The 19,367-nt window shown below is 45.8% G+C and carries 16 protein-coding genes and 2 pseudogenes; 6 read left to right on the top strand and 12 right to left on the bottom strand.

Going from position 1 to position 19,367, the window contains the following annotated elements; genetic code table 11:
* From AC5590_RS00645 to AC5590_RS00615, 7 genes and pseudogenes are all read right to left on the bottom strand, one after another.
* A pseudogene (locus tag AC5590_RS00645) lies at positions 1-751 on the bottom strand (IS1634 family transposase); the annotation flags it as partial.
* Between the two features lie 157 nt (positions 752-908).
* Positions 909-1,902: pseudogene (locus AC5590_RS00640) on the bottom strand (IS1634 family transposase); the annotation flags it as partial.
* Between the two features lie 51 nt (positions 1,903-1,953).
* A complete protein-coding gene (locus AC5590_RS00635) occupies positions 1,954-2,325 on the bottom strand; it encodes a hypothetical protein (protein ID WP_169267873.1) in 372 nt (123 codons plus the stop codon).
* A gap of 469 nt (positions 2,326-2,794) precedes the next feature.
* Positions 2,795-3,181 carry a hypothetical protein gene (locus AC5590_RS00630; protein WP_169267872.1) on the bottom strand — a complete coding sequence of 129 codons (387 nt, stop codon included), beginning with the start codon at positions 3,179-3,181 and terminating at the stop codon, positions 2,795-2,797.
* A 313-nt stretch (positions 3,182-3,494) separates the two neighbouring features.
* Complete coding sequence (locus AC5590_RS00625; protein ID WP_169267875.1) at positions 3,495-4,700, bottom strand: RNA-guided endonuclease InsQ/TnpB family protein; 1,206 nt, start codon at positions 4,698-4,700, stop codon at positions 3,495-3,497.
* A gap of 403 nt (positions 4,701-5,103) precedes the next feature.
* Positions 5,104-5,685 carry a hypothetical protein gene (locus tag AC5590_RS00620; RefSeq protein ID WP_169267871.1) on the bottom strand — a complete coding sequence of 194 codons (582 nt, stop codon included), beginning with the start codon at positions 5,683-5,685 and terminating at the stop codon, positions 5,104-5,106.
* A 1,771-nt stretch (positions 5,686-7,456) separates the two neighbouring features.
* Positions 7,457-7,630 carry a hypothetical protein gene (locus AC5590_RS00615; protein ID WP_169267870.1) on the bottom strand — a complete coding sequence of 58 codons (174 nt, stop codon included), beginning with the start codon at positions 7,628-7,630 and terminating at the stop codon, positions 7,457-7,459.
* A 100-nt stretch (positions 7,631-7,730) separates the two neighbouring features.
* Between AC5590_RS00615 and AC5590_RS00610 the strand changes: the two genes are divergently transcribed.
* Positions 7,731-8,078: a helix-turn-helix domain-containing protein gene (locus AC5590_RS00610; RefSeq protein ID WP_169267869.1), complete on the top strand. Its 348-nt coding sequence runs from the start codon at positions 7,731-7,733 to the stop codon at positions 8,076-8,078.
* Here the strand turns inward: AC5590_RS00610 and AC5590_RS00605 are convergent.
* The 4 genes from AC5590_RS00605 to AC5590_RS00590 all read right to left on the bottom strand — a co-directional run bounded on the left by AC5590_RS00605 (position 8,069) and on the right by AC5590_RS00590 (position 9,606).
* On the bottom strand, positions 8,069-8,311 hold the full coding sequence (locus tag AC5590_RS00605) for a hypothetical protein (protein WP_048872179.1): 243 nt from the start codon (positions 8,309-8,311) through the stop codon (positions 8,069-8,071). The genes AC5590_RS00610 and AC5590_RS00605 overlap by 10 nt on opposite strands.
* A 197-nt stretch (positions 8,312-8,508) precedes the next feature.
* Positions 8,509-8,775 carry a zinc ribbon domain-containing protein gene (locus tag AC5590_RS00600; protein WP_498822612.1) on the bottom strand — a complete coding sequence of 89 codons (267 nt, stop codon included), beginning with the start codon at positions 8,773-8,775 and terminating at the stop codon, positions 8,509-8,511.
* A gap of 149 nt (positions 8,776-8,924) precedes the next feature.
* Positions 8,925-9,269: a transposase gene (locus tag AC5590_RS00595; RefSeq protein WP_169267867.1), complete on the bottom strand. Its 345-nt coding sequence runs from the start codon at positions 9,267-9,269 to the stop codon at positions 8,925-8,927.
* Between the two features lie 190 nt (positions 9,270-9,459).
* Positions 9,460-9,606 (bottom strand): hypothetical protein, encoded by a 147-nt coding sequence (locus AC5590_RS00590; RefSeq protein WP_498822606.1) that lies wholly within the window; start codon positions 9,604-9,606, stop codon positions 9,460-9,462.
* A gap of 741 nt (positions 9,607-10,347) precedes the next feature.
* Between AC5590_RS00590 and AC5590_RS00585 the strand changes: the two genes are divergently transcribed.
* Entirely contained in the window at positions 10,348-11,877 is a 1,530-nt protein-coding gene (locus AC5590_RS00585; RefSeq protein WP_169267865.1) for a flavin monoamine oxidase family protein, read from the top strand.
* Positions 11,878-12,277: 400 nt separating this feature from the next.
* Here the strand turns inward: AC5590_RS00585 and AC5590_RS00580 are convergent, their stop codons facing one another.
* Positions 12,278-12,571, bottom strand: coding sequence for a hypothetical protein (locus AC5590_RS00580; RefSeq protein ID WP_248277380.1), 294 nt, complete (start codon positions 12,569-12,571; stop codon positions 12,278-12,280).
* Between the two features lie 191 nt (positions 12,572-12,762).
* Here AC5590_RS00580 and AC5590_RS00575 point away from each other — a divergent pair, with 191 nt between their 5' ends.
* From AC5590_RS00575 to AC5590_RS00560, 4 genes are all read left to right on the top strand, one after another.
* Positions 12,763-13,758 carry a tyrosine-type recombinase/integrase gene (locus AC5590_RS00575; protein WP_169267864.1) on the top strand — a complete coding sequence of 332 codons (996 nt, stop codon included), beginning with the start codon at positions 12,763-12,765 and terminating at the stop codon, positions 13,756-13,758.
* 184 nt (positions 13,759-13,942) lie between these two features.
* Complete coding sequence (locus tag AC5590_RS00570) at positions 13,943-14,191, top strand: hypothetical protein (RefSeq protein WP_169267863.1); 249 nt, start codon at positions 13,943-13,945, stop codon at positions 14,189-14,191.
* 654 nt (positions 14,192-14,845) lie between these two features.
* A complete protein-coding gene (locus AC5590_RS00565) occupies positions 14,846-18,058 on the top strand; it encodes a plasmid replication protein, CyRepA1 family (protein WP_169267862.1) in 3,213 nt (1,070 codons plus the stop codon).
* The gene (locus tag AC5590_RS00560; RefSeq protein WP_169267861.1) at positions 18,000-19,139 is read left to right on the top strand and encodes a hypothetical protein; all 1,140 of its coding nucleotides are present in this window, start codon (positions 18,000-18,002) and stop codon (positions 19,137-19,139) included. Before AC5590_RS00565 ends, AC5590_RS00560 begins: the two co-directional genes overlap by 59 nt.
* The last annotated feature ends 228 nt before the right edge of the window (positions 19,140-19,367 follow it).

The following is a 19,367-nucleotide window of genomic DNA, read 5'->3' as shown; positions in this document are numbered from 1 at the left end:
ATGTTGAGCTACTCGCAGAATTTACCTGATAAACAGACGAAGGCATTTTCATTAAACAAAGAATTTGTTTTTGAAGATCGTTAATTGGTGTGATGTAGATGGTAGAGTCAGGTAAAAAATAGAGAGTTAAGTTACAAAAAGCTTTAAGCATTTTTTCAGCAGATGGGCGATCAGTTTTTCGCTTTGGGTTGCCATCATAAAGGCCAGACAGGGATTGTTGAGTTTCTATAAGTGCCTGCCGTACTACAAACTCCATTAGGGTAAATACTCGCAAAGCTATGTTCAACAAGAACATTAAGCCAATGATTCGGTTTTGGTTTTGAAAGTAAATGGGTAAAGCGGGCAAAGAACCGCGTTTAAAACGATGAAAACCTCGCTCTAAAAGCCACTCGTTCCGGTAATACATTACAGCTTGTGATAGACTCAGTTGAGTAAAAGGAGCATTAGTGACATACAATCGCCATCCTGCCAAGGTTTCTGCGGACTTAATCGCACTCTCAATCTGCTGGATATGAAGTTGAAGACAAATACTCGTTACTTGTTCAGTTTGAGAATTTTTTGATGGTCGTCCTCGTCCAACATGACGAGTTTGTTGAGTAATTTCTTCTGTAATTCTGGTAGAGAAGAAATCTTTGACACGATAGCGCTCAAGTATGTTTTCTACTTTATGAGCTAATGCTTGTGGATCAATACCTGGTTTGACGGTTAATTTATTGAGAGCCGTTTGCGCACTCAAGATGCGTTGCTGTTGACGCAAAGTCAGCGGCAGCTTTTGGGTAAGAAGATTCTTACCCAAAACGTGCCGCCCCTAAAAATTTGGGCAGGCTTTGTTTGTTAATCTGTCGGCGTAGTCGGGTACTCGTAGTTATAAGCCTGCCCAAATTTTTTACGTGTAAGACCCCGTGACCACGTATCATTGATGTTGCAAGGCTTTGGGAATAAACTACCAAGTAGCGTTCGTGCCAACGTACCCATTTGTTGGTTTCTTTGTTTAACCAAAATTTGCCTAACTCTACTTCAAAACCCTTCCCTACAGCAGGTTCTTCTTCATGTGCCCTTGGTAAACGAATCTCCACACTTTCTGCTGGTGGTGAGAGAACCCATTGCTGAAGATATTGGGGGTGTTGCCCACTCATAGGCACAGGAACGCAGTAAATACCCCAAGTTGGCTGCAATGGAGGCACGAGTTGCAATCGAACCTGCTTTGCAATCGGCAATGAAGACGAACTTTTTATGCCGAATCACTTTCACCATTTTTTCCCACGTGGGGAAATATAATGGGTCATCGGCTCCATTACCTTCTAGGGTGGCACTAACCAAAGGCATTCCCATCGGGTCGAGGGTCGCCAGTAATTGACGGTATTGCAATAAGTCTGGACGAAAATCTTTGGAGTAGCCATAGCGCAGTAGATTCTCCTCTGGGGAATCTTCCTGTTGATGATTTACATTAAAACTAGTTGTATCAGCTCGTGCTACTTCTGTTGGTAATTCGTAGGCGCGAATCAAATGCCTTCCTAACTTTACCTCGATTTCAAGCCTTGCCTGTGACTGTTTACCTAACTCTTCGACTACCCTTGCCAATCGGTCATCAGTGGTATCTTTTTCCCCTATTGACCACCCCGTACTTAACTCTAAAATCGTTCGATGTGTCTGCACCCAAGGTTCCACTGCACACAACCGATGGTCTGACTGAGTGATGATGTATGTTAATAACAATACACTCAATTGACCGTAACTCAGCCCTTTGTGGTTTCCATGTGGTTTCTTCAGTTTTTGGTCAATACATTTGGCAATCTCCATCTGTTTGAGCCACTCCACTATTACGTAAAGTCTGCCGGGGGAAGCAACCCAAGCGGCGAGCTTTACGGGAATATCGTCAATTCGCTCAGAAGTTATTTCCACCGTTTTTCGACCTTCACTGATACAGATAACGGATTGATACTCCTGCGCATACTAGCTAGTTAGTACAGCAATAAAATAATTGAGAGCTTTAAGTGCTGCCTTGTAGCCTGGAGCTTGCTTGCCTAATTTTAATTGTAGTAAAACTTGGTCACGTGAAGCTTCAAGTGTTGCCACCGTTGGTGGACTAGTCGCAAGTTCAACAGCAGTAGTTTTAGCTTTCACTATCGGCTCTTTTCCCCGTGTAATACTTGGGCTAGCATTTTCCTTCATCACCTTTTCCAAGTAATCAGCTCTACTCATACCCAAGCATTCAGCAGCAATCCCCAAAGCTTTCCAGGTTTCATCAGTTAATCTGACTGAGCGCACTTGACGATAATCATTGTTTTTAAGGGCGAACTTCCCTTGAATGTCTCGCTTCAACATCAGTTCTCACTGTGTATTACACCGTAAGTCTAACGCGTTTATTGATGAAGGGTAGAATGTAATCTTGGGTATTACACTCAGGTCATGTTTACGACTAATCGTTCCATGTATTACATGGAATGACCGGATTTTCCTCAATCCATGTAATACACGGTTAAGCTCACCCAGCTTTTAGTAATACACGGTAATGGTTTTAGCAGATCCACAATCCTTTTGTTTCCTTACCGAGTCTGGCATTAATTCCTCTCTCCCTTTCATTCGGGAGCGAACGTACAGTAGTTACTGCTCCAGGGTGCGGGTGATTGTCGTTTGTACCGTGTGCAAGAGCGCGTACGTCGCGCCGGCGTGCTTTGCACGCCGGCGCGTGGGCAGTTGGCGCTCTTGCTGCAGCAGAGACGTGCGAGTCAATGAACCAAGAATCCCCGTCTATGCGCTCTCGGGGAGTGTCAAATTGCTGTCCATCCCAACCCTAGATATAATTTTCCGTGCAGAGGTTAAACCGTCCGCTCCCTCTATGACCATCCAAGGTTTCAAGTGATGTCTTCATTAGTTTTTGAAGAAAAATCTGTTTATTACCAATCGTTGCAGTATGTGCAAAAATCGCAGAGAAAGTCCATCTCTTCAAGGGGTGTGGATGAATCTGCTGCCCCTTAAGAAATTGTGGTATAATAAATTTCAGCACCGTGCGGCACACGGACATTAACGCTTGTTGTTGGATCTTTACGAAGGTGATGTGAGAATGTAAGACGCAAGTAAGCGCAAGCAGAAAGCGCAGTCTCACTCCAAGAATCCCATCGCCTAAAAGGCGTGGGAGTGTCAGTTGCTTAGATTGATGAATAAATGGAAGTTTTAGCATACAGCACCCTATTATGATTAGCCAGCAGCAGTGAGGTGTTGTTGGCTTTCTTGTATAGAGTGCCCTAGTTGATACTCCCCGCCCTCACAAGCTCGAGGGTTTTTTTTCGATTCTCGATCAGTTTTGCATCTTCGGAAGTTCCGAGGTTGACATCCTCCCGCGCGAAAGCACAGAGTGCGCTCTTGCTGGGGATTGCATCTAAAAAAGAGCGCACTCTGTGAATATCTTTGCAGACATTCTGTGAAAGCTTTCATGGATTGACACCCTCCCACCGCTGATTCGGAGTACCGAATACAGCGGGGGATTCCAAGAATCACTTCTTGGGTTTCCTCTTTCCACGACTCGGCTTACCCGGAGGAGTTTCCCCACCCGTGCAGAGGTCGATGTCTCCAGAGGCGATTAACGTTCCCGTGTGCCCCACGGTACGGAGTCCTTTCTCAAGTATGTTTCGTGCAGCGTTCCAGTCTCTGTCCTGAATATGTCCACAATGCAAACACGCATGTGTTCTGGTACTCAAAGACTTTTTGACAACTTCCCCGCAATTAGAACAGTTTTGGGAAGTATAGTGGGGTAGCACAGCAACTGTGACCACACCAAACACTTTCCCAAAATACTCGACCCACTGACGGAATTGTGTCCAGGCTGCATCACTAATCGACTTGGCGAGATGTCTGTTTCTCACCATGTTTCGCACCTTCAAGTCCTCATAGGCTACCAAGTCGTTAGACTGGACTACGCACCTTGCTGTCTTCACAACAAAGTCTTTACGTTGCCTACTTACCTTAAGGTGTTTGCGAGCCAACTTATTCCTAAACTTGGCTCTGTTTTTAGAACCTTTATCGGTCTTGGACATGCGACGAGAAAGCCGTTTCAGCGACTTTTCGCTTTTACGGAGATGACGCGGATTGGCAACTGTGTTGCCATCACTGTCAGTGTAGAAGTGGTTCAACCCAACATCAATACCAATATTGTGAGCAGTTGGTTCTCGCTTATATATTCGTTCTTGGTCGATGCAAAACTGTACGTAATAGCCATCAGCACGACGAACAACGCGAACACGCTTAATCTGCTTCAACTGGTAGAAATGCAAATCGCGGGTTCCCCACATCTTGAAAGTTCCCGCCTCAAACCCGTCAGAAAAGGCGATGTGCCGCCTATTTTCAGAAAGTCGCCACCCACTGGTCTTGTATTCAACAGAACCGTGTGTTTGTTCTTTCTTAAAACGTGGATACCCTTTCTTCCCCGGTTTGCCTTTCTTGCAGTTGTCGTAGAACCGAGATATTGCCGCCCAAGCTCGTTCTGCGCTAGCTTGACGAGCCATAGAGTTAAGGTTTTTGGCAAACTCAAATTCTTTCGCAAGTACAGCGCAATATGCACTCAAGTCATACTTGTCAATGTCCTTGTTATCCATCCAGTGTCTGAGACAACTGTTACGAACAAAGCGAGCAGTACGAATAGCTTCATCCAGCTTTCCATATTGCTCGCTTGTCCCTTCCAACTTTGCCTCAAACACCAACATCTTTTTGTTTACGCTCAACTCTATAGCGTAATTATAGTCCATTGATTCTTGAGGTGTCTACGGAAATGGACAAAAGCGAAACTGTCTCCACTCCCGACGCACGCTGCCTTCGGCAGCTTTCGGGTAAGAAGCAACAACCCGAAACGTGCCGCCCCTAGAAATTGGGCAGGCTTATTACTACGAATACTCGTGGGTGAAGCACTTGGGACAAGAAAAAGTCGAGCCAATGTGATTGTTGATCTGTCGGCGTAGAAGGGTACTCCGTAATTGAGGCTCGACTTTTTCACAAGGAGGAACCCAGAGAGTCGGGTATTCGTTCTTATAAGGCTGCCAATTTTTTGCGGCAAATTCGACACCATTTTTTTCGTGTTAGACGGGCGTCACACGCGCTCGCGCCTATCTCTCAAACCGCTTTGAAATATTGGATGTCGTCCTTAAGATACGAGCGCACTTTACCCGCTTTTTGTAACCGCCTGCCAACCGTGAGAATATCTTCAATTCGTTTCCCCAGCTTTAATTTCAATTCCAAAACGCTAAGTTCTCGCAAACCCACTAGTTCTAGAAATTGCTCTGGAAAGCTTTTGTCAGTCATATTGGGAACTACAGCATCAGGGCTTAGACCCCACCAACAGGGCTTACCTGCTCCGGTTCCAAACCGAAAAACCTTTCTTCTCGCTTCCAGATAAGTCAGTTTTTTGAGAGTCGTGCTTCTGCTCATTCCGATGTAAGATGCAATCTCTGAGGTTGTCTGAGGAATTTTGAGTAGTGACTTGATTGTTGCCTCTTCTTGTTCAGATAAAGGTAATTCGGTTAACGTGCTTACTTGGCGTCTATTTTTAGCTGAAAACGGAATTGGATTTAATCCCTTTAATTCAGTGCATCTCAAGCAAACTGGTTTTCCTCGAAGAAAAGTTCTAGGGATGGCTTCAGATTGACAAAATTGACAAACTTGTGGTGTGCAACCAGGGTAAATGTACAACTCCATTTTTATCCTCCTTACCGATAATCTTCGTAACGAAAGCCCCTGCATGTAGCGTGTAATGGGGAATTTATTCTCCGTAAAGATAGCTTGCGCGTAACGAAGCGCGCGAGACAGTACCGTGACTGAAATCTTATGCCACTGTTCAACAAGAGCAAAAACAGCAATAGAAGTAGGTAAGGAATGACGAATATTCCGCAAGCCGAAATATTGCAACGTTTAACCACTAATTGATGTATCTTAAATATTGCGAGGGCTTAAGAGTAAGTATGCTCTGTGTTAACCGTAACTGTGCCTGGATGTCCGTGGAGTCGTGAGTTGGAACCTGAACAAAAACACTCCGCACATTCTGTAGAGCTACTGTAGACGCCCTCTGGGCAGTTTCCTGAAGGGTAACCCCCCACACTTTTCGTTGTGGGGGATGGGTTGATTTCTCTCCTGAAGTCAGTCGTGAAACGACATCAGTAGACTTTCGCCGAGCGTGATAAAAATGTCATAATTTTTGAAAGTTTTTTTGGTTAGCTTGCCGCTTTACGCGGCTTTTTTTTTGAGAAGTAGCAAGGGGCGCGGAACACCGCAAGGATGTATTGAAATCAGACCCGCGAGTTGACGCTTGCTCCGCGCGGCAGCTTTGCACAGGGTACTTCCCCCGCTCTCCGTGCCGCCCCGAAAAAATTGGGTCGGGGGTCTAACACGAAATTTTTTGCGACGCATTTGGGCGCATATGTTAGCCAGCCTTATAACGTAGTTATAAGGCTGCCAATTTTTTTCGTATAAGACAAGAGCCCAATTTTTTTACGTGTTAGATCCAAACCCAAGTGCGACGGAACACAGATAAATCTTACATAGACGCAACTGAAAGGCTTCCCGCAATCTATGGCGGCCTCGGCCACCTTATAAGAACGAATACCCGACTCGGAGGGTTCCTCCTTGTGAAAAAGAGTCAAGCCCACCTCGCTGCGCTCAAATTCAAAATTCAAAATGCAAAATTCAAAAAAAAGACTTTGAAATTTTGAACTTTTGAATTTGATAATTTTGAATTCCCCCGGAGGGGATTGGGGCTTGACTCTTTTTCTTGTCCTAAATGCGTTCGCCGTTACACAAGACCTATTCACAACTATTCATAAGTAGACAAATCTGCTCATGATCTAGTTTGAAGCTTGCTTCCTGCTTCATTCTGGCGATGTCGGCATCAACCAGTCCACAGGCTGAAACGGTCTAACTGACCGCTATATGTATCGAGGAGAAGTTGAAAAACTTCTTTTTGAGGCGCTACTAACGACCCTCTGTCTATGGAGCCTGCACTAAGCCCCAAAGGGGCACGCTGCGCGAACGCCTGTGGCACGTTTATCAAACGCCAGTCTACGCTGGAAGGGTTATCCTCTGACGGCACGGTTGTTAACCGTTACTAATATCAAAATAATAGCATATTTCCGCAATACCTACTCAAAATTGACTAGTCTTGAAGAGAAATGCGTAGGAATTATGTTACAGTTTCCAACCCTCTGATTTTTGGGATCGCATTGTCAGGCGAGGAAATTGAACCACACTCGTGCAATGTTTATCTGGAAGACGCAAGTCGTGTATTCGTTGTAATGTGCAAGTTCAATTAAAGAAGTGTCAGACCCCATCAATGCTGTGAGAAGGTGCCAACTCGATAGCGCCTCTGTACCTTGAATCCGGAGCGTGGGGAACAACAAGTGTTTGCAAGTTTACGGTTCTGCACAATCGCTCAAAAATCATGATTGTTGTGACTCCTTGTGTGACTCGCGTTCGGTCATGTCGTGCCTGCTCTAGGCTCGATTTTGTTGAGATATTCGATAATTGCTGCTTCGACAAGCCGACCTTTCCACATTGCCTGTTGCCGAGCGAACTCGTGTAACCTGTGGGCGACAGCTTTGTCTATGTATATGTTTACGTTGATTCTTTCTGTTTCCGTCGCTCTAGCCATATACTTAAAAAAAACTTACCAGTATTGATAAATACATTTATAACTTGAAATTCTAGTAAGTGCAACGTCATGATAGAAATTTGTTACTCAGTAGATGATTATGGATGGTGACGCCCGAAACAATTTAGCACAAGCTATTAGGGGAGCTAGGGGAGAGAGAAGCCAGAGGAGATTTGCAAAGGACTTAGGTGTAAGCTATGTGACTATACAACTCTGGGAGCGCGGAGAAGTTATCCCAGATTTGGGTAATTTGGAGGCGATCGCCACCTCTCGCGGACAAACTCTTGAGCAGTTGCTTGCCGAAATTAGAGGACAAGCACCTGAAGTAACCCATAAACCAAAAGTGGCGGAGGATGTTATCCCTACCGCCAGACAGTTATCCAAAAAGGAGTGTGTTCGTTTGATTAAGCTTTTGGTTGATGAGGTAAGTGGAGGGTTTCAGTCGTAGCTACTTTGTACAATTTGCTCAAGACATTTGACGACTTCTTCAAATTTTTCCTCATCATTCTGAAAAAACCAATCTGTGAACGCTTCCAACACTTCTTTTTGTGTGTAGCCTGCTGTAAAAGCAGTATCTACAAACACGAAAACGCACTCCCTAAGAGTGCGCCTGCGCTCGCTGGAAAATAATTCCTGAAAAGGATTGTAAATTTCGGCACCCTGAGAATTTTTGATTTGCATCGTCTCTTAGTCTGCTGTACTGTTGACACTCCCACGGCTATGTGAATATCGCGCTACGCGCTCATTCCCACAGCTAGCCATGGGATTCTTGGTTCAACGAGCAACCTTGACGCTCCCACAGCTACCACATTTTCGCTTTGCTCCAATGTGGCGTAAAGCCGTGGGATTCTGGCATAAGCGTCCCCAATCCCCATGGATTAGTTTTTCATCCAGTTTGGGGCTGCGCCAAACAGCCCATTCTTTGAATCGGACAAAGCTATTGCAGCAGTGTCTTTCTTTAGATCCAAAGAACAAGCAAAACCGTCCCACTGAGCTATATTTCTAGCTGCGTTAAGGTCTGCATTATGGTAGTGCCCATGTGGACAATTAAAGTGGTGCCGCGACCTTAGTCCCAAAGTTCCACAAGTTGAACAAGATTTTGATGTGTAGGGGGCTGGACGTTTAACCAACTTCAATCCTGACATTGCTAGCTTGTAGTCTAACTTCATCTAAGCGTGAGTAGAATGACCACGAGTGGCGGGATCTCGCTGTGTCACTGCGCTGCTTTTTGGATTGCTTCATGGTTTTGCGGCATCCTTCTAAGTCCTCAATCACCACATCAGCACATTTGTATTCAGCAAAGCGCACTATCCGACGCGAAACAGTGTGGTAAAGCTGCGTCCATCCAACGACGTTCTTTCCTGTCCCACTTTTTAAGCGCTCGGAATTTTTTAGCAGATTGTAGTTGCTTGCGTCGTTTTTGAAAATAACGACGACGATGCATAACTTCTTTACCACTAAAAAACTTGCCAAACCCGTTTTTGGGAGCCACTACCGCAAGGTTATTCTGTCCTCTATCACAGCCAATCTTGTTAGTTGCATCAACTTGAGGAACTTCCTCGGTTACAGCAAACGAATACTTACCACTTATTCCGATGTTTGATGATTTTGGCACTGCCTCTTTCAATCGTACCGTCAAGAATTCCTTCCAAAACTGGTTGCCAGTTCAACAGGAACACGTTTTGTTCCTTTGATGGTCGGAAAACTAACGCCCTCTCGTAGTTCCCACTTTGTGCAATGCCCAGTTCTGATTATTTACTTCTGGCGGCAGTCGCTTGAAAAATTTCGCCTTTTTCCCAGCATCAGATGTGGTGTGTCGAATGACTTGATTAGACAGCGCAGACATGAGACGAGTTTGAACCAACGAAGATTGTTAACTTTCGCCTCTCTGCGAGAGGAATAGTTAACAACCTATTAGCTAAGTCTGTTGCCTCAGCAGTCATTTCTTCAAACAACTGTTCCTTTGTTTTATTCAATTGCGGAAACTTTAGCTTAATTGTTCGCGTTACTCGTTTCAAGTCCACTCACCTCCTTAATACTTATATTTTTATTTTACCCACATGAGTAAGACAAGATATCATAACGCAAAGCTCACGCCCCAGAAATTGACGGGCTAGCGCATTTACCACGCATTCATGAGGCGGCGGTGTCGGAACCTGCGTCCGACACTTCAGCCGCCGTCCCACCCCGCGTGTGGGGATGGGCTTTCTGCTCCGACACTGTAAAATTGGAGTTATTTATTTGTCAAGGTTCGGTTATTTTTTAACTCATGGGTGAGTACACTCTCACGTAGCAATTCTTTTCTTGTTACGCCTACACGTTCACCCTCACTACTGTTTTGGTAGTTGACCGAAACATAAGGTAGAGGGCAGCGTGGACTCAAAGTTGATGTAGTCGTCGCACGTTTACGAACGCTCGACGAGTGCGCTTTACGCTCACTCGCCCGCCCCACTGTTTGCCAATAGCATTCGGAAAAAACGCTTTGCGATATCCGCTTCTGATTAGTGGGCACTTCACCCAAAAGCAAATGATTCACTATAAGCGGTTGTTTCGTAATGGGTATGAGGTGTCACACCCTTCACCGAAAGCTGTGAAATTTTTACAGCCGGGGAATGAGTTAACAGCTATTGAGTGCATAAAATTCTCGTGTCCCCCTTATGAAATATCAGAAGCGGTTGAAACCCGCTCAACACAAACGACTAAGGGAAGCTGGAACAATGGACACCAAAATTTTACTTGAGCAATGCCAACTGGTAAACTTTCAAAAAGGTAAAAAAATTACAATTCTCGGAGCAGGTATCGCAGGTTTAGTAGCAGCATATGAACTCGAACGCCTAGGTCATGAAGTTGAAATTCTAGAAGGTAGCCCACGCATCGGTGGTCGCGTATGGACACACCGCTTCGGTAATTCCCCAGATGCACCCTACGCAGAACTCGGAGCAATGCGTATCCCCAGCGAACATGAAATGACACTGCATTACGTCCATGAAATGGGACTTTCTGACAAACTATGCAAGTTCATGACAGTGTTCGAGGAAAGCAACGCCATGATGAACATCAACGGACAAGTGCTTCAGATGAAAGACGCACCCCGTGTCCTCCAACAAACAGAAGGTGGTATTTTTTCTGACACACGCTACAGTGAAAAAACTCGCACCTTTGCAGCTTGGCTCAAAACCATCATCAATACTATCGCTCCTGGTAATCTCCGTTCTGAATTTGAACGCGACTTACAATCTCACTTAATAGATGAATTAGAGCGCTTAGATTTAAATCCCTACTTCAGCGAAGATGGTGAAACGATTGATTTGAACTCGTTCCTGACTCAAAACCCAAGCTTCCGGGCAAAGTGCTCTCAAGGATTGGATATTTTCCTGGGTGACATCATCACCGAAACCAGCCATGACTTGTTGCAACTCAAAGGTGGGATGGATCAACTCATCCAACGTTTAGCGGCTTCAATCACTGGTGAAATCAAGTGTAACTGTGAAATTGTGGCGCTGCGCGTGCAATTTGACCACGTCCAAATCACCTACAAAGAAAACGGTCAGTTACATACACGTCGTTGTGACTATGTATTATGCACCATCCCCTTCAGTGTACTCCGTAAGATGGAGTTGAGCGGCTTTGATGATGATAAGCTCGATTCCATTCACAACACCGTTTACTGTCCCGGTACCAAGGTGGCGTTTCACGCTCGCGAGTCCTTCTGGGAAAAGAATGGCATCAAAGGTGGTGCTTCCTTCAGTGGTGAGGGCGTGCGTCAAACATACTACCCAAGCGTGAAGTTCAACCCCGAACGTGGTAGCGTGATGTTGGCGAGCTACACCATTGGTGACGATGCTCAACGGATGGGCATGATGTCCGAACAAGAGCGCTTTGACTACGTCCAAAACACTGTCAGCAAAATTCACCCCGAACTGAATGAAGCTGGTATGATTTTAGACAAAGCGTCCATCGCCTGGGGCAACTACAAGTGGAGTGCTGGCGGATGCACGATTCACTGGAATTCGGCTGATGGATCTGCGAGTTACCTCAAAGCCCAAAGACCTCAAAACACCCTGTTCTTTGCTGGTGAACACTGCTCTCGCTTCCCCGCATGGTTACAAGGTTCGATTGAGTCTGCTGTTGAAGCGGTCTACGATATTGTTAAGCATAAGCCTGCTCTACAATCCACTGCTATTCCTGTTGCTGTGACCGTCTCTGCTAAAAATCGTCAATTGGCAGCAGTTGGAAGTGCTTGGTAGTCGAGCACTCGCACGTCAGTATTAAAATTTTTAACAATTAACTGTTCAATTAATTCAGCTAAACCCTTTTTGTTATGCCCGCCACGAGCGGGCTTTTTTTATTGAGTTCCACGAAAGAGCAAGGGGGCAACAAAAATCCCCACACATCTCTACATTCGGATGCGTGAGGGAATGGGGAACAAGAGGGATAGAAAAAGTGACTTTTGAATCTCAGATTTTAGTTTTCCCATCGGGAATTTTCTGCTGCAATATAGCTGCGGGAATTCACGCCTGTGGAGATTCCTAAGAGCGGGATACTTGGAAAAGTTCTTTTCCAATATCGTTAGTTTCTTAGGGCTACTAGAAATTCTCGCTCTAGAAGTTTGTGGCGAAAGCCCCTGGCTTCTAGCCGTGGGAGACGTCAACTGCCTTCCTCTAAAGATATTATCCACTGCTCGACATACTCACTGAGACTCAATCCATTCTTTTGGGCAATTCGCTGTAACTTTTTCCAAGAACTAGGTGTGATTAGTAGGCTATGCCTAGTTTTCTTTTCGTCGTGCAAAACTGGAATATCACGCAATCTTTTTTTACCTTTTCCTGTTGACATCCCAGAAGTTATATATGTACTATACAGAGATGAACGCTGCGGGGCGCGGAATTCCCCACCCGCCGTGCAGTGGGCGAGGTTGCGCGGACACCGCTTTCGACGCACCCACTCCTAGAAGGAGTGGGATTCACGCGATGATGCCATTATCGCGTTATCCCATAAACTCAGTTGCACTGAGATCGGCGGGTTCCCAGGCACACCGTCAAAATACGAGGAGGTGATACACCTTTGGGTGAGAGAATGATTTCATGACTTACGAGACTTTACCTGCCCTGAACGTTGTTTCAGATAAGTAGATGAGCGATTCACCCACGACAACGAGTGCACTCAAAAACCCCTTGGCACTCAGTGCGCCACCACCTTTAACCGAACATCCCACAGCCGTGTATTTATCCGGACTAGCGCCGGGATCGCGTCCGGCGATGCGGCAAGCCTTAGATACAATTGCTAGGGTGTTAACCAATGGGAGTTGTGATGCCATGACTCTGGATTGGACGGCACTACGTTATAAGCATACAGCACTTGTGCGTACTATTTTAATGGAAAAGTATGCACCTGCGACAGCGAATAAAATGCTGTGTGCGATGAGGAGAGTTTTAAAAGAAGCTTTAAGGCTGGAATTGATAGACGCCAAAGATTTTGCCCGTGCTGTCGATATCAAAAGTGTTCAGGTATGTAGTGAGTTACAGGGACGCGCTTTAGCGTCAAAAGAAATCGCCGATTTGATGCAAGTGTGCTTTGATGACCCGACTCCGGGAGGTTTTAGGGATGCGGCGTTGATAGCGATTCTGCGCGGGTCGGGTTTGAGACGGCGCGAAGTCGTGAATTTAAACTTGAATGACTTTGACAAGAGCACTGGTGCGATGAAAGTCTGGGGTGGTAAAGGAGGGAAAAACCGCACGGTGTATTTACCGGATGCAGCAATTTCGGTCGTACAAGACTGGCTTGGGATCCGAGGTGAGGAGTCCGGTTCCCTGCTGTGTCATGTCAACAAAGCCGGCTGCGTGGTGCTGCGACGGCTAACGCCCCAGGCGGTGCTGTTCATTTTGCAAAAACGCGGTGAACAAGCGGGGGTAGGTCATTTTTCGGCTCATGATTTCCGCAGAACTTTTATAAGCGAACTGCTCGACTCTGGTGTAGACATCTCTACAGTCCAGAGGCTGGCTGGTCATGCATCGCCAGATTTGACTGCAAGATATGACCGACGCGGCGAACAAACCTTACGCCGTGCTGTCCAAACCTTGAGTATCCCTGGTTTTAGAACAAAAACGGAGCGCGACTCAAAGAATTGATGCGATATGCAACTGAAGCAATGTTTACTCGCCAGCGGAGCATGGGAACAAGAAAGCAAAACTTCTCAGCAATTTCTCTTTGAAAAATACCAGAAAAATGTTAATCTGACGACAACCTGTCAATAAAAAGTTGACGATTCGCAGTCATTCCCCATCCGTTTCTGCGGTATGCTCGGAATGTCAAATGCAGCGATCAATCTATCGCGTTTGGCTAAAGCGTGAAAGCTTACTGAGGGATAACCGCTCCCATGCTCCCGTTGAAGTAGGAAATAAATGTCTAGACAAGTCTAGAATTTATATAGCAGCGAAGATTATGCGCGGATGGCTCAACCGTGCCTGGACGTTGAGGGATAGCCGCTCCCATGCTCCCGTTGAAACGTCAATCAAAACCGACATCAATGATTGTCTGGGTTTTGAAGAACAGCGGTTATGACATTGTCAGAAGTATTAGGTGAGTTTTTTATCAAAAATCCAAACCAATTTCGGTACTTGAACTGTGGAAAGGGAAAAGTACCAAACGGTTGCTCGCTTAATATCAAGGCTTTGTTATCACCGCCTTTGTTAACAACCCACCCTTGTTGACTACATGTTAGCACACAAGGGTGGAAGAATCATATGCCTTTTTTTAATAAATTGCGAAAGGCATTTGGCTCTTCATTTTCTTCCACCATAGATAAAAGGGGAAAGACTATAAAGTGACATTCTTCCGAGCAATAGAAGCACAAGTCTTCTCAATGGACACTTCCACCGCTTTTAGCGGATGAAAGTCTTGAGCTAAGGAAGAGTTTAAGCGTCAATTTTGGTCTGACAGAGCCATAGCGCGTCGTTCCAGACAAATTCTTAAGCAGTAGTTCGCGTGTGCCCCGTTGGGAGGTTGGGAAACAATCTTGAGGGCGAGTTACTAATCTGGCTTACTTACGCGTATTTACGCAGTGCCATCTTGGTTAACAGATTTTGCACTTCCCCTTCAGGGGAAACGCAATTCATCCCACTCCTGTTCGGCAAAGTAGATGGACTTTCTTGCTTAACAACTTTAACTATCGGAAGAAAATCTAGAGTCAGATGCTTCACCAGAAAAGGAAGCGTCATGAACAGTTGCATTTTTCCAGAAAACCAAGAACAACTCCGGGATCAGGATCAACTAACAGAACGCCATCAGCAAGAATGGATCGTTGATTCAGCCGTTTCACCAACACTCACCGCCCTGAATGTTCGTTCACTTACTGGTAGCCAAATCTACGAGTATTTGGTCTACGCCCTACCCCAGACCGCCAGACGTAACGACGGGCGGCTACGGGACAAGTACTTATATCAGTACGCCCACGCCTGTCGCGGGGGATGGTGGGTTTCGGGACTTGATCCCCAAAACAATTGGGGATCAATGGAGTGGGGACGGTTTAAACCGGACTATCCACGCTGGGAATGGGACAAAATCACCCAAAAGCAGACCGACAAGCAGGTGAAATACGAGTCACCGATAAACACGCCCAACCGTGTGACTTACCTGCGGGTTCCAGTAGAGATTTGGGAAATGGTTGCTCACCGCTACAACGTCCCGATGCCAGAGGAAATTGTCACAACCGTTGATTCTGAGGCGATTGGTTTTTGGGCTTGGGTGGTGAATCACCCCCAAATCCCCATCATCCTCACAGAAGGCGAGAAAAAAGCGGCGTGTCTTTTAAGTTTGGGTTTTGTGGCAATCTCCCTACCGGGGATATGGAACGGACGCGTTGGCAAAAGGGATTTCAACGAAAAGCTGCATCCCGACCTCATGCCAGTGGCGAAACCGGGGCGCAAATTCATTGTCCTTTTCGACTACGAAACCAAACCCAAAACCCGCTGGTCGGTGTTCCAAGCGACCATTCGTACTGGCCAAGCAATTGAGGCAGTGGGCTGCTTTTGTGAGATCTCATTACTGCCAGGACCAGAAAAAGGTGTTGATGACTTTGTGGTTTCGATTGGCAACGCATTGGCACAAGAAAACGAGTCGAACCTTGAGGTTGAGATAGGTAAAATGTGTCAGGCGAAGCCCGCATTTTACCTATCTCAAGAACTCGATTTACCCGATTTTTCTAGTCATTCCCCCGTCCGCGAAGCGAATACTCTAGTAACTGGGATTATAGAAGACGCCAAGGCACTTCGTGATTACCAGCGCTCATTCCACTGTCGTAGCCGAGGGCTGAGCAAGAAATACACACCACATGTGGATGTCAATGTCAAGTATTTATCAGAAGCAGTTCGGCTACCGCAGTCTGGTTTTGTAGTATTATGCAGTGACATGGGCACGGGTAAAACCGAAATCATGCGACGTTGGCGCGATGAGCATCCCCATGAGCGATTCCTCAATAACGGGCATCGGGTGAATTTGCTGAAAAATTTGGCTCAACGCCTCAACACGCAAATGTACTCAGATTTGGGTTATAGAGGGTTAACGGAAGCGACTGCCCTCAGCATAACTATTGACAGCTTACACAAGCTCAACACCCAAGCCCTAATCTATGGCTGCGTGTTTATTGATGAAGCTTGCCAGTACCTGACTCACCTGCTTTCCAGCAAAACTTGTAAGGAGCATCGGGCTACCATTTTGGAAGTGCTGGAGTATATCGTGCATAGTGCGCGATTGGTCGTTATTGCGGACGCGCATATAGACGACGTAACGGTGGACTTTTTCCGGGCAATGCGTCCCAAAGATGAAGAACCGTTCATTATCAAAAATCAGTGGAAGAATGGTTCACGCCTGATTTATTGGTATGAGGGTGATGATTCTTCTGCCTTAGTTGCCCAAATTTCGGCGGCGCTGATGGTGGGGCAGAAAATTATGGTGGCTTCTGACTCGAAAAGATTTATTAAGAAACTTGAAAAATCGTTAAATGTGTCGGTGCGGGTGGATGACGGTTCAGCTCAAGACAGCTACCGACAACTAAAGGTGTGGTCTATCCACTCTGATAATTCTGGAAGCGAAGAAAACGTTGCTTTCATCAAAGACATAACGAACGCTGTCAAGGATGTAGATGCCCTTTTAACCTCGCCTAGCCTAGGAACAGGGGTAGATTTACCTAATTACCATTTTGACGTGGTTTTTGGGGCATTTCACGGGGTTTCGCAGACGGCGACCGAATGCGCTCAACATCTGCACCGCTATCGTCCAAAAGTACCGATGCACGTTTGGGTCGCGCCGCGCCCTCCCTTTGGATATGCCCAAACTAACGCCACGAAAATTAAAGAGCAGTTGCTGCAAACCAATGAAATGACAGCTTTCCTGCTGCGGATTGACAGAGAAACAGGAAAGCGGGGTGCAGAAAAAGATTGGGCGTTCCAAGCTTACTGTGATATAAAGGCTCAGCGAAACGAATCAATGAACAGGTTGCGAGCTGATTTGCTTGACTTGTTGACCGAAATGGGTAACAAAATTATCCCCATGGGCGCAGAAAGAGATGAGCTTGTTCAGAAACGTCTGAAAGATGCCGCTGTTGCATTGGACACTGCTTATTACTCAGCAGTTGCAGGGGCGAAAGATATTTCAGCTAGCGAGTACCGCAAGCGTATGGGTAAAGACTACCTAAAACCAGAGGAGATTTATGAATGCGAAAAATTCCGCATTCAGGAAGCGTATGGTATGGAAGTCACTCCGTCACTGGTTGAGAAAGATAATGGTGGGAAATTGATTCGGGCGATTTCCAATTTAGAAGCAATTCTAGCAGAATCAGATGGTGTGATAGAAGATACAAGTACCGGAAGAATATACCCAGCACCACCAGAAATTGTGACAGAAAAAGACCGCCAGGAGAGAAATAAGCTGCCGTTGTGCATGGACTGGGGGAATTACTCGGCGCGGTGGGTGTTGTTGTCCAGTTTGGGACTACCTGAGATTCTCAAGCGCCTAATAGATGGGGAGGAAGTGACTGCTCACTCGCCTGAGTTGCTGAGAATGGTCGAACTGGCGATGCAGTGTGCGGCGCACGTTAAGGCGATTTTAGGTTTTACTATTCCTTCTAAGTGTCAGCCGATATGGCTGTTGGCACTTCTGCTAGACCAATTGGGACTAAAGTTGACTTCTAGGAAACAAGGTCCACGTGGTCAACAAGTGAAGTTTTATTTCCTTTCCCCTCTGGAATTGGAATTTGCAAAAGTAGTGATTGATTATCGGGAGCGCAAGCGTCAACCGGAGGTAAAGTATAAAAAGAACCCCACTGGAAGTTTTGAAGCTGCTAGGGGGGCAAATAATCTTAAAAGATACAGATATGATACCAAATTCCGAAATCTCAACAAGCCTCAATTCCGTTTGCTCACAGAAAAGTAAACTCATCACACCTGAAAAACCTTTACTCATTCCACCCCTAGTCGCCAGAGAAATTGGACTAGAAGCAGCAATCATCCTGCAACAAATTCATTACTTTTCTCAGAATTCCAAACACATCCTAGATGATGGCAAGCGCTGGTTTTACCTCACTTTAGAGGGTTGGGCAGAAAAACTCCCCTTCCTCAAGATGTCTGCTATCAGGAGAGCCATCACTCACTTAAAGAAACTTAACTTAATTGACGTGTGTCGGCACAGCCGTTGGACTTGGTATCAGGCAAACTGGTACACAATCAACCTTGAAAACGTGAAAGCCTTGTGGGACAGGATTTGTCAAAATCAGCAAATCGATGTGAGCAATTCTGACACATCGATCTGCTCAGATCGCGCAAATCATATCAAAGAGTTCTCTACAGAAGATTTCTCTACACAACAACATGCTGCTGCGGATAAAGATTTTGTGGAAGAAAATTCGGAGACATTACCCAAGGATGTGACGGCGATTGAACAAACGATTGAACAAACGATTGAACAAACGATTGAACAAACGATAGAGACTCGTTCGCCAAGCAATGTAGAACAATCCACGATTCCGCGCTTCGTTGAAGAACAAAATCATAGCTGTGAATCAACACAACCATTGACTCATTCGGACTTTTCTTCCGCCGCCTCGGAACCTGTAGAAAAACCTCATATAGTCGATGTCAGAGAAATTTGTAACCAACTGCGTCAAATCCCATGCACACCAAACTTTCGCCTCAATCAGGAGATAATGGCGGTTATCAACAAGTTCTGGCGAAATGTACCGGGGGCGATCGCCTACCTTAAAGAAGCTTTACGAACCTGGAAGCGAGTTGATTCCCCCGAAGCAGTATTTGTAGCGGCGTGCAAGAACGGCAGAAAACCAGAGAATTGGGGGAAACCATTACCGAGTTCTCCTCAACCAAGTGATGAGGACTTGGCACAATTGGCAGAAGCGAAATCAACTGGGCGAATTAAGGACTATTATTGTCAGCCGGATGGGCTATGGGTGGTGGACACGGGGAGTAAATGTGTAACTTTTTTGACATTTACACGCCGATAAGGCAATACGGTTCAGTTAAGAAGAATGGTAGGTTGGGTTTCGCTTACGCTCTACCCAACCTACCCCAGTATTAGTTTTTAGCCTTATCTGAACTGTATTGCCCTGTATTCATCCCCACCCGAATTGTATATAAAAAACCCTAGGAGAAGTAGATGGATACCAAGTTGAAAGCAATGCAAAAAGCGCCCCCCTTTTCAGGAGAGCGCTTTTTACTTATCTAAGTTTTAG

It is taken from the genome of Brasilonema octagenarum UFV-OR1 (genome assembly GCF_963888615.1).
Taxonomy (GTDB): Bacteria; Cyanobacteriota; Cyanobacteriia; order Cyanobacteriales; family Nostocaceae; genus Brasilonema; species Brasilonema sennae.
This window is presented reverse-complemented; position numbering and strand designations above follow the sequence as displayed.

Coding starts and splice junctions, on each gene's coding strand:
- AC5590_RS00635 (WP_169267873.1), bottom strand. CDS start 2,325: ATGTTGAAGCGAGACATTCAAGGGAAGTTCGCCCTTAAAAACAATGAT.
- AC5590_RS00565 (WP_169267862.1), top strand. CDS start 14,846: ATGAACAGTTGCATTTTTCCAGAAAACCAAGAACAACTCCGGGATCAG.
- AC5590_RS00620 (WP_169267871.1), bottom strand. CDS start 5,685: ATGGAGTTGTACATTTACCCTGGTTGCACACCACAAGTTTGTCAATTT.
- AC5590_RS00630 (WP_169267872.1), bottom strand. CDS start 3,181: ATGCTAAAACTTCCATTTATTCATCAATCTAAGCAACTGACACTCCCA.
- AC5590_RS00560 (WP_169267861.1), top strand. CDS start 18,000: ATGATACCAAATTCCGAAATCTCAACAAGCCTCAATTCCGTTTGCTCA.
- AC5590_RS00625 (WP_169267875.1), bottom strand. CDS start 4,700: ATGTTGGTGTTTGAGGCAAAGTTGGAAGGGACAAGCGAGCAATATGGA.
- AC5590_RS00600 (WP_498822612.1), bottom strand. CDS start 8,775: ATGTCAGGATTGAAGTTGGTTAAACGTCCAGCCCCCTACACATCAAAA.
- AC5590_RS00605 (WP_048872179.1), bottom strand. CDS start 8,311: ATGCAAATCAAAAATTCTCAGGGTGCCGAAATTTACAATCCTTTTCAG.
- AC5590_RS00570 (WP_169267863.1), top strand. CDS start 13,943: ATGCAGCGATCAATCTATCGCGTTTGGCTAAAGCGTGAAAGCTTACTG.
- AC5590_RS00585 (WP_169267865.1), top strand. CDS start 10,348: ATGGACACCAAAATTTTACTTGAGCAATGCCAACTGGTAAACTTTCAA.
- AC5590_RS00610 (WP_169267869.1), top strand. CDS start 7,731: ATGGATGGTGACGCCCGAAACAATTTAGCACAAGCTATTAGGGGAGCT.
- AC5590_RS00575 (WP_169267864.1), top strand. CDS start 12,763: ATGAGCGATTCACCCACGACAACGAGTGCACTCAAAAACCCCTTGGCA.
- AC5590_RS00615 (WP_169267870.1), bottom strand. CDS start 7,630: ATGGCTAGAGCGACGGAAACAGAAAGAATCAACGTAAACATATACATA.